Raw genomic sequence first — 278 nt, 5'->3', positions numbered from 1 at the left:
CAATAGGCACGATCTCCACGGGCGCATCCAGCATCGCCACGCCGCATTTGCTGAGCTTCGCGATGTTCTCTTCTTTGAATATCAGGTCCCAGGAGTCCACCGGCGCGTTCGTACCCAGCAGTTGCCGGACCTTGACCTGGTCATAGCCAATGCCCGTCGTGCCCCACATGTAGGGAACGGCGTAGCGGTTGCCCGGGTCGTTGCCTTGCTGTTTTTCCAGGATTTCCGGGGCCAGGTGCGTCCAGTTGCCCAGGCGTTCACGGTCTAGCGCCTGTATC

At 60.4% G+C, this 278-nt stretch carries 1 pseudogene; it reads right to left on the bottom strand.

Going from position 1 to position 278, the window contains the following annotated elements:
- A pseudogene (locus SB772_RS40325) lies at positions 1–278 on the bottom strand (polyamine ABC transporter substrate-binding protein); the annotation flags it as partial.

This window comes from Paraburkholderia sp. SIMBA_030 (assembly GCF_046535245.1).
Classification (GTDB): domain Bacteria; phylum Pseudomonadota; class Gammaproteobacteria; order Burkholderiales; family Burkholderiaceae; genus Paraburkholderia.
Note: the sequence above shows the minus strand (reverse complement) of the source record. Positions and strands in the feature narration are given on the sequence as shown.